10 protein-coding genes are annotated in these 7,653 nt (G+C 61.2%); 2 read left to right on the top strand and 8 right to left on the bottom strand.

Translation table 11 applies throughout. From position 1 onward, the window contains the following. Positions 1-195: 195 nt before the first annotated feature. Positions 196-783, top strand: coding sequence for an NUMOD4 domain-containing protein (locus J5Y06_RS23615; RefSeq protein ID WP_209336713.1), 588 nt, complete (start codon positions 196-198; stop codon positions 781-783). Positions 784-912: 129 nt separating this feature from the next. Here J5Y06_RS23615 and J5Y06_RS18750 read toward each other — a convergent pair whose 3' ends face one another. The 5 genes from J5Y06_RS18750 to J5Y06_RS18730 are packed head-to-tail and all read right to left on the bottom strand — an operon-like array spanning position 913 to position 5,500. Further along, positions 913-1,386, bottom strand: coding sequence for a DUF4376 domain-containing protein (locus tag J5Y06_RS18750; protein ID WP_209336712.1), 474 nt, complete (start codon positions 1,384-1,386; stop codon positions 913-915). After that, entirely contained in the window at positions 1,367-2,314 is a 948-nt protein-coding gene (locus J5Y06_RS18745) for a hypothetical protein (protein ID WP_209336711.1), read from the bottom strand. The genes J5Y06_RS18750 and J5Y06_RS18745 overlap by 20 nt, the downstream gene beginning before the upstream one ends. Next, complete coding sequence (locus tag J5Y06_RS18740) at positions 2,289-2,477, bottom strand: hypothetical protein (protein ID WP_209336710.1); 189 nt, start codon at positions 2,475-2,477, stop codon at positions 2,289-2,291. The genes J5Y06_RS18745 and J5Y06_RS18740 overlap by 26 nt, the downstream gene beginning before the upstream one ends. A gap of 10 nt (positions 2,478-2,487) precedes the next feature. Further along, entirely contained in the window at positions 2,488-4,770 is a 2,283-nt protein-coding gene (locus J5Y06_RS18735; RefSeq protein WP_209336709.1) for a hypothetical protein, read from the bottom strand. Positions 4,771-4,777: 7 nt separating this feature from the next. Next, positions 4,778-5,500 (bottom strand): phage tail protein I, encoded by a 723-nt coding sequence (locus J5Y06_RS18730; RefSeq protein WP_209336708.1) that lies wholly within the window; start codon positions 5,498-5,500, stop codon positions 4,778-4,780. Between J5Y06_RS18730 and J5Y06_RS18725 the strand changes: the two genes are divergently transcribed. Continuing rightward, complete coding sequence (locus tag J5Y06_RS18725; protein ID WP_209336707.1) at positions 5,460-6,077, top strand: hypothetical protein; 618 nt, start codon at positions 5,460-5,462, stop codon at positions 6,075-6,077. The two genes, J5Y06_RS18730 and J5Y06_RS18725, sit on opposite strands and share 41 nt — an antisense overlap. A gap of 14 nt (positions 6,078-6,091) precedes the next feature. Here J5Y06_RS18725 and J5Y06_RS18720 read toward each other — a convergent pair whose 3' ends face one another. The 3 genes from J5Y06_RS18720 to J5Y06_RS18710 are packed head-to-tail and all read right to left on the bottom strand — an operon-like array spanning position 6,092 to position 7,650. Beyond that, positions 6,092-7,036 (bottom strand): baseplate J/gp47 family protein, encoded by a 945-nt coding sequence (locus tag J5Y06_RS18720; RefSeq protein ID WP_209336706.1) that lies wholly within the window; start codon positions 7,034-7,036, stop codon positions 6,092-6,094. Then, complete coding sequence (locus J5Y06_RS18715; protein WP_209336705.1) at positions 7,033-7,425, bottom strand: GPW/gp25 family protein; 393 nt, start codon at positions 7,423-7,425, stop codon at positions 7,033-7,035. The genes J5Y06_RS18720 and J5Y06_RS18715 overlap by 4 nt, the downstream gene beginning before the upstream one ends. A 3-nt stretch (positions 7,426-7,428) precedes the next feature. After that, positions 7,429-7,650: a hypothetical protein gene (locus J5Y06_RS18710; protein ID WP_209336704.1), complete on the bottom strand. Its 222-nt coding sequence runs from the start codon at positions 7,648-7,650 to the stop codon at positions 7,429-7,431. Positions 7,651-7,653: the final 3 nt, after the last annotated feature.

Raw genomic sequence — 7,653 nt, 5'->3', positions numbered from 1 at the left:
ATCGACGACTACTGTGAAGTCCACCCGCACTCCGGTCTCAAGTTCCGCTCACCACGCGAGTTCCTGCGCCTCAGTGCTTAAACCAACCGCCGCCTGTCCGGTGAAACGGGGTCAACTCCAGCTAATTTGTGCGAGCCACCGAAGTGCTTGCGACACAACGGCGGCTCTAACCACAGCGACGATTGGAGCGTCATCATGGCTAAATCAGCACTACAGAAAGGTCATCTATTTGGGCAAGTTGCTGCCGACGAAGAATGGCGGTCGGCTGTTGGCTACGAGGGCTTCTATGAAGTCTCGTCGTTTGGTCGCGTCCGAAGCGTGGACCGCGTTGTTACAAGGACGGTAGGCGGTGTGCCCCGGCCTTATCGTTGTAAAGGTCGCATCCGATCCTTAGCTCGGGACGCTACCGGGCGCCTGTCCCTTAACATTTGCGTCGACGGTCAGGACGAAACTAGAAGGGTGCACACATTAGTAGCGGAGGCCTTTCTTGGCCCCCGCCCTGTGGGGCTCGTGACATGCCACTGCGATGGCGATCTTGACAACAACAGCGTCCGAAACCTGCGGTATGACACACCCGCTGGGAACAGCCACGACGCGCTCGAACACGACACTTTTCAGCGGGGTTCGCGGCACTACAAGACTACTTTTTCGGATGATGACGTTCGCGAGATCCGGCGCCTCTCAGAAAATGTTCCTCAAAGCGAACTTGCCGACCGCTTCAACTGCCGGCAATCCACTGTAAGCCGCATCATTCATGGAAAGCGGTGGGGTCACCTCGCTTGAGCGCCGTCATCGGGCTCTCCTGTATAGATCTGCGATGTTGCAAAGCGCCTTGCCCAAGGGCGGGATGGGCGTGACGAAGCCCCGCCAGAACGACGGTTGCTTGCAGTTCAAGATTTCAGGTGATGACGCTCAGGCCTGCTGCTGCGGCCAGTAAGCGTCGTCGGTGTAGTCGGCCGGGATAGGATCGGCATCCTTCAGCGCGCGGGCTGCAAAGACGTGATCGCTTTCCCAATTCGCTGCTGCTTGCCCGAAGGCGAACACGGTTTGTGCATCCATGGTCACGGTGCTGTTGTCGGCTGCAATCCAGCAGAAGTCGGCGCTGCCACCGTGCCACCGCAGATCGCCGGCGAGCGCGCCGTTCATCATGGCCCCTAGCGCCAGTGTGCCAGCGCCTGAAATGCGTTTCTGATCTTCAGGGCGAGCCTGAAAAAGCTTGCCGTTGAAGGTGAAGCCTGCCGAGATGCGGCGGTCGCGTTCTAGGTCGACGTCTGTGATGGTTGGCGGTCTCGCCGCACGACTAGACTCGAATTCCGCCAATTCGGATGGCGTCATGGCGACCACAGAAGTTGCGCCGGTCGCGAAGTCAAAGACCGTCCGCTGCATCAGCGTTTTTCCACCGTTTTTCCACATAGATCGTTCCGGCATCAAAGTTGCCGCTCGACCAAGCCAGCCTCAAGGCAACGATCGGGAGCATCGGCTTGACGCCGCCGCCGTATGACGATTGGGAGATGTTCGGCGCCGAGCCTCCGGTGATCACCGCGCGGCCGATCTTCAACCCCGTCAGAAAGAAGACACTGTTCAGGGCAGATGCCGCTGTCGTGTTCCCTGAGAGGGAACCCCAAGAAACGAACGCCGAACCATCTGTGCTGTAGGACAGACCAAGATTGGCGTTCGACCCGCTGTCATGCGAGACGCCATCCAAGGTAAGGATTAGGTCATCGCAATCGATGCCAAGAATGTCGACGGCCGCGCCGACCGCTGTGACAGGCGCGCTGGACACATAAAGGCCAGTGACCGGCACTTGTGCGGCAGGAACCTTGCCATCTTCATCGAGGCTGGCGTAACCGCCCGGTTGTCCCTTCTCTGAAGCCGGCTGTCGCGTTCCCACATCCGCAGTTAGGGCTACGATGTTCTCATCGGTTCCGGCGGCATTCCCGACGATCTCCGCAATTGCCTGCTGCGCCGTGGTGGCATCCAGCCCGCTGACTGGAGCTAGGGTAACAAGGTTGGCGACCACGCCGCCAGCCTGAATGGCCGCAAGCTGGTCGCCGGCTGCCGCAATCTCATCTTGTAACGCCTGGATCTCGGCCTGCAAGTCGGTAAGCTGCGGAACGACGCTGTCGTTCAGCCGGCCTTCTGCAAGCGCGATCGCCTCATCCCCAACCGCGTCCTCGAAGCCTTCCGCCGCAGCCTCTACGGCTTGCAGGCGCCCATGCAGACTATCAAGGACAGCCTGCATGAACTCTACGGAGAGCCGGTCTGTCGGCCCTACTGGATAGCCATCTTCAGACGGGTTCTGCGACAATGGCATCGGCGCCGTGCTCCTTCGCGATCTGTGTCAGCATTTCGCCGGTCATCCTCAGGTCGTCGCGCGGCAGGTACTGGAAAGGCCCAACGTTGATCGGGCGCGTCACGCGCACTTTGTACTCGGTGCCGGCGTCAAAAACCGGCACCGTCTTCTTGGCCTTCGCCATGGCGCTATCCTCAGTAGAAGTTGGCTTGCACGTCCTGGATGAACGGCATGTCGACGACGTTGTCGCTGTTCATGTCCCACCGGTAGCGGGCCACACCCGTAGACGGCACGGTGAAGTTCGCCGTCACCTTCCGCCGCTTCGGCTTGATCGGGTCTACCACCACAGCCGTGCTTGACGGCGTGTAGACGGTGCTGCCAATCATGATCTTCGGCGCGAAGGTGTGGTGCGCTGGGTCGAAGTTGTCGACGTTAGTCACCGTTTGCAGGGTTGTTGTGGTGAACCCAAGCGTGAACTCGTCCGACAACGCCTGCATGTCGGGGCGGCAGCGGCCGGTCAGCTGCTTCGTGTACTGATCCATGACGATCATCGGCGCGAGGTCCTGCGTGCCGATCATCACCAGCCGCAGGCGGACCAGCGGCGGAAGATTGGCAAGCGGGTTCGGGTCGCGGTCGTCGAGGTCAATCCACTCGTCGGTGCCGTATGGCTGGATCTGCCACACGCGGGCAGTGCCCGCGGGCTCCCAGCCTTCATAAACGAGCTCAATTTCGGTCATGCCGTCGGCGAGCTGGAGCGCATCCATCTCGATCTCGACACGCGATTTCGCGAACTTCGCGGCGTAGAGCCGGAACGAGAAGTCCTCCGTCGTCGAGCCTTGGCTCCACACACCATCCGAAGACGAGAACAGCGTGCCGCCCGTGAACTGGTTGCCGCTGTTCTTCGCGATCTGGTGGTTGCCAGTCGTAACCGTGAACCAGGCGTAGCGCTTGCCCGGCTCAAGAAGCGCCGGGCTGAAGGTAAATTTGTTCCAGCCGTTGGCGATCTGCCCGACCGGCTTATTAACCGTCGTAATGATCTCGTCGTAGTTCGGCGTGCCATCCGGGTTGATCTCGCACAGAGCGAGCCGGACATCGCCGGTGGCGCCAACCCGCGTGAAGTAGAGGTCGATCGACGACAGGACCATCATCTGCGCGTTGAGGAAGGTCTGCGCGAAGATGGCGCCGTTCAGGCCGAACTCTTCCGTGGTGTAGTAGGTGTAGGTCGTGGTGATCGTGTCGCGAATGACGCTGCGCACACCGTACTGCGCGTGACCATTCTGCCCGAGCTCCGTCTGATTCCACGGGTTGCTGGTCTGGCCTGTGGAGACATATTCGCGCCCCGACACGCTGAAGATTTCGCCGGCGCGGCGGTTGCCGATGCTTTCCCAGCCTGCTGTGTTCTCACAAACATTGACGGTTGAGCCGTAGCGCACCAGCGTCGTTGAACGCCGCCCGGTGTGCGCTGTCCTCACGGTGTGAACCGTGTTCGAAATATCCTGCCGGCCCGCGCCGACGGGGCTTTCAAGCCGCAGCGTCTCGGTGAAGGCGGGAAGAACGAACTTGTCCTCGATGATCCGGATGTCCGGATTGGTCGGGTTGACGATTTCCATCGTCTGGAGGAATTGTTGCGCATACTGGAAGCGCACGCCCTCGCGGATGCGGGCGATGGAATCGACGTGTCCAAGGTCCCAATCGTCGGGCACAAGCGCCTGGTTGAACCAGTAGTTGCGCGCGGCCGCTGGGAAGTTCAGCTGCTGCCGCACCATGCTGACGTCATTGGTCAGCTGGCTGATGAGTTCGCGCGGTGGAACGAGCTTTACCGCGGCGGCCACAGCAGCCAAGTTGGTCGTGATGGCCTCGATCTCCTTGAAGATCGTGGAAATCTGCAACTCGACGACGCGCAGGCGACCTTCGATTTCGAAGACCGATTTAACGCGGCTCGCCTCGTTGGAGACGATCTCGACAATGCCGGTTGTCTTCAAGCGTACAAAGGCAATGCAGCAGTCGTCTTCCGCAATCGTCGGCACAACGGCGGGCGCCGGAGAGATCGGACCCTGCTGTGTCACGACCGACATGACGCGGCGGACGTATTTCGGAGTCGACTGATTGACCGGAACGCTTTCCGTCAGTGGCTCTTCGCCGGTTTCGAAGGCCCGCGTTGCCTGCACCACCTGTTCCGCGCCGCGCAGGATTAGAGCCATCCAGCGTTCGTCCGACACAATGGTTGGCTTGAAGCTTTGCAGATTGACGGTCAGCACTTCCTTCGAGGAGTAGACCGCATCGCCTTCGTAGTAGTCGCCGGACGAAACGGTGACGACATCGCTCGACGAGTTGGAAACCGTAATGCGCGCCCAATGGGCAGGCCAGCCAAGGGCGGCCTGGTCGCGCGCGTCGAATGCTTCGCGCGAGAACTCACCAATGGCGGTCAGGTCAGCCGGGGAAACAATCTCGGCTTCCGTAAAATTCACAACATCCATGGCGATCTCACAAAGTGGTTCGGTCGACATACCCGCCGAAGGGCAGGTCATCTCCCAATGGAATGGCATCGCCGAACGTCGCCGGGCGGCGCCAGGCGAAGGTGACGAGGTATTCGGTTTCGGGCGCCTTGCTCACTTGCAGGGCGAATTTGGCGCGACGGATTGGTTCAAGATCGACGGTGCGCAGCGCGCCCTGGGCAAGAGCACTGCGGCCCAGCACGAAAGCGTTCAGCGGCTTCTTGAGGTGAACCTTGACCAGGTAGCGCGCCTTGAAGGCGGGGTGGTTCAGCGGCGTAAAGGTTGGCGACGACAAGCCCAGCACGAAGCGCGCCGGATAGGCGCGGCGGTCGATGACTTCGGCGTCCACATACCCAAGGAAGCGAACTGCCGCCTCGTGCGTGCCTTTGATCTTCGCGAGCGCCGGCGCTTCCGCAATCATTGCGCGCTGCCGGTCGTCGCTCCAGTCGTCGTACCAAAGGTCGACGCTTTCGTGCGCGGCCAATTGCGGCTTGAAGCGCGCCGGTGTGGTGGCTGGGTCAAGGATCTCGGCGAAGGGGACGGCTAGGTCATCGGAAAGGCCGAGAGCCAGCGCCCGCTCGAAAGGACCGCTGTTGGATGGCAGAATGTCCGGAACGAGTGTGGCCGGCCCGTAGGGGCTGCCGAAGTTGACCGGGTTGCCGTCTTCGTCCGTGAGCCAGATCTGGTTGGAGAAGAGCGGTTCAGTCGTCATCTTGACCCCACCCGCTGCCCCAGCCCTGCTCCAGATCGTATTCTTGACTCTCGTTCAGGTCGCCATCACCGTGCTGGACATGCGAGAGAAAATTGAGAGCTTCGGCGAAACGGGCCGCGAACCCATCTGGCAGGCTGCCGGTTTCATTATGTCCGAGTTCCAGAAGGTTGAAATGATCTTGCGCGGGCTGTTCGCTCGCCTTCTGGATGGCGACGACAACGTCACACTGGCCATCTACGACACGGCCCCTGCTTTGAGCGGTCGTATCGAATTGACCATGAACGCAGCACGAAGCCTTACAGCCAGCCGCCTCCAGAAATGCAGCGTTGAGGCAGATGAAATAAAGGATGCTCTCAACCTGGTCAGAAAAGCAGCCGAGAAGCGCAATCTCGTGGCGCATGGCGTGGCGACGCACGTAACCCAACTGCCCACCGGCGGGTTTCGCGGATGCTGGCTTCAGGTCAGCAACAAGGGCAGAACCTATTACATGACCGCTGACGAGGTGATTGCGTGCGTGGTCCCTATCCGCACTGCGCATGAAGCGATCCGTCCTATTCTCGACAAACTCCAAGCCTGATTGAGGCGCCCCGCTCACCCCCGCACCTCCACCGTAATGTTGATGTTCGTCAGCACCGGCACGGTGTACGGGTCCGGCTCAATCACCACCGGCGACAAGTCACGAACCTTGATGACGTTCGGCCCGTAGGCGGCTCCCGGGATGAAATCGTCCGGAACCTCGCCGCCGATGAGCGTGCGCTCGATTCCAGCAGCGCGTACACGCGCAACAGCTTCAGCCTGCACCACACTGGCATCCGGGCCGGGTGCGATCTCAATGACGAGGTTGGCTTCGTATTCGGCGCGCGTGGCGTTCAGGACGGCCACGGAAACCGCTTCTGGCTTCACATGCGGGCTTCGCACGGCAGCGCTGACAGCAGCGCGCTCTTCCGATGTTGGCAACCGGCCAAACGGCCCGATGATGACCACGTCGGTGTCACCGCGGCGACCGTGAACGTCGAAACCGTTGACGCGCGCATCCCACAATCCGAGCGTCTTGTCTTCGCTCTGCGGCCAAACCTTGTTGGCCTCATACAAGTAGCGGTCAGCACTGCCCGCGGACGCCATGTCGAACGACAACAGGTAGCGCCGGAGCAGCGCCGCGTCCGACTCCATCACCGCCGGCGCATCTGCCGTTGCGGCGCGCACCACAAGGCGCTGGACGTTCTGGCGGGCGACGAGGTTGTCGAGATCCGATCCCGTGGCCAGCGGCGCCAGGAGCGCCTTGATCGCGTCGTTGACGCGCTGGTGGTCGAGAAGTCTGATGTACGAGAAAGCGCGCGCGCCAACCCGAGCAGCCGGATTTGCTTCTAACCCGCCGACGTCCCAAACCGGCAATGATGGGTCAATGCCGCGCTCGACGTCCCACTGTTCGCCGAAGCGAAAGATGAACTCCTGCCGAAACCGTTCGTGCGTCAGCCCCTCGATGACCGCCGGGGGCGCGATGCGGGTCAGGTCGATGGTGGTGGGCGCATAGGTCATGCTGCAAGCCTCTGCACTCTGCCGCCAAACCAGCCGAAGGTTTGCACGCGCTCGACTGTTGGATCCCCGAGGTGACCGCGCGGGCGCCAATCAACCTCAATCGCGAATCCAGCCTTGCCCATCCGGATCTCATCAACCGTGCCGGTCAGGGCGATGCGACGAACCCGGAAGCGCGGTTCCCAAAGGTCGATCCCGGCAGCCAAAAGGAGCCGAAACGTATCGATTGTCTTCAAGGTCAGAGCCCGGCCGAGCACTTCCAGAGCACCGCCGCCGAACTCACGAAGCGTCACCATCTCACCGATGCGAGTGGAGAAGATGATTTCCACCGACTGCAAGGCAGACTGGTAGTTATCGATCACCTGACCTGTGCGGCGATCGATGTCCGCCATGGATCAGCGCCTCTTGCGGGGCTCGGGAGTGGCGTCCGGCTCGGGCGCCGGAAGCACAGGCTGTTCTTCCTGCACCACTTCGGCCGCCTCTTCCTTCAGCTGGATCCGGCCCTGTGCCAGATCGAACATCGCTTCCTTGGCGGTCAGCTTGATCTCGCGGTTCTCAGGCACGGGTGCGCCGTTGACCCAATCCACACCAGGAAGGGCCGTGTAGGTCTTGCTCATGGT

The sequence above is a fragment of the Tianweitania sediminis genome, from assembly GCF_017813335.1.
In the GTDB taxonomy this organism is placed as follows: domain Bacteria; phylum Pseudomonadota; class Alphaproteobacteria; order Rhizobiales; family Rhizobiaceae; genus Tianweitania; species Tianweitania sediminis.
This window is presented reverse-complemented; position numbering and strand designations above follow the sequence as displayed.

Bases quoted from the DNA above. Each gene is read 5' to 3' on its own strand.
- J5Y06_RS23615 (WP_209336713.1), top strand. From the start codon at position 196: ATGGCTAAATCAGCACTACAGAAAGGTCATCTATTTGGGCAAGTTGCT.
- J5Y06_RS18735 (WP_209336709.1), bottom strand. From the start codon at position 4,770: ATGGATGTTGTGAATTTTACGGAAGCCGAGATTGTTTCCCCGGCTGAC.
- J5Y06_RS18745 (WP_209336711.1), bottom strand. From the start codon at position 2,314: ATGCCATTGTCGCAGAACCCGTCTGAAGATGGCTATCCAGTAGGGCCG.
- J5Y06_RS18720 (WP_209336706.1), bottom strand. From the start codon at position 7,036: ATGACCTATGCGCCCACCACCATCGACCTGACCCGCATCGCGCCCCCG.
- J5Y06_RS18730 (WP_209336708.1), bottom strand. From the start codon at position 5,500: ATGACGACTGAACCGCTCTTCTCCAACCAGATCTGGCTCACGGACGAA.
- J5Y06_RS18750 (WP_209336712.1), bottom strand. From the start codon at position 1,386: ATGCAGCGGACGGTCTTTGACTTCGCGACCGGCGCAACTTCTGTGGTC.
- J5Y06_RS18740 (WP_209336710.1), bottom strand. From the start codon at position 2,477: ATGGCGAAGGCCAAGAAGACGGTGCCGGTTTTTGACGCCGGCACCGAG.
- J5Y06_RS18710 (WP_209336704.1), bottom strand. From the start codon at position 7,650: ATGAGCAAGACCTACACGGCCCTTCCTGGTGTGGATTGGGTCAACGGC.
- J5Y06_RS18715 (WP_209336705.1), bottom strand. From the start codon at position 7,425: ATGGCGGACATCGATCGCCGCACAGGTCAGGTGATCGATAACTACCAG.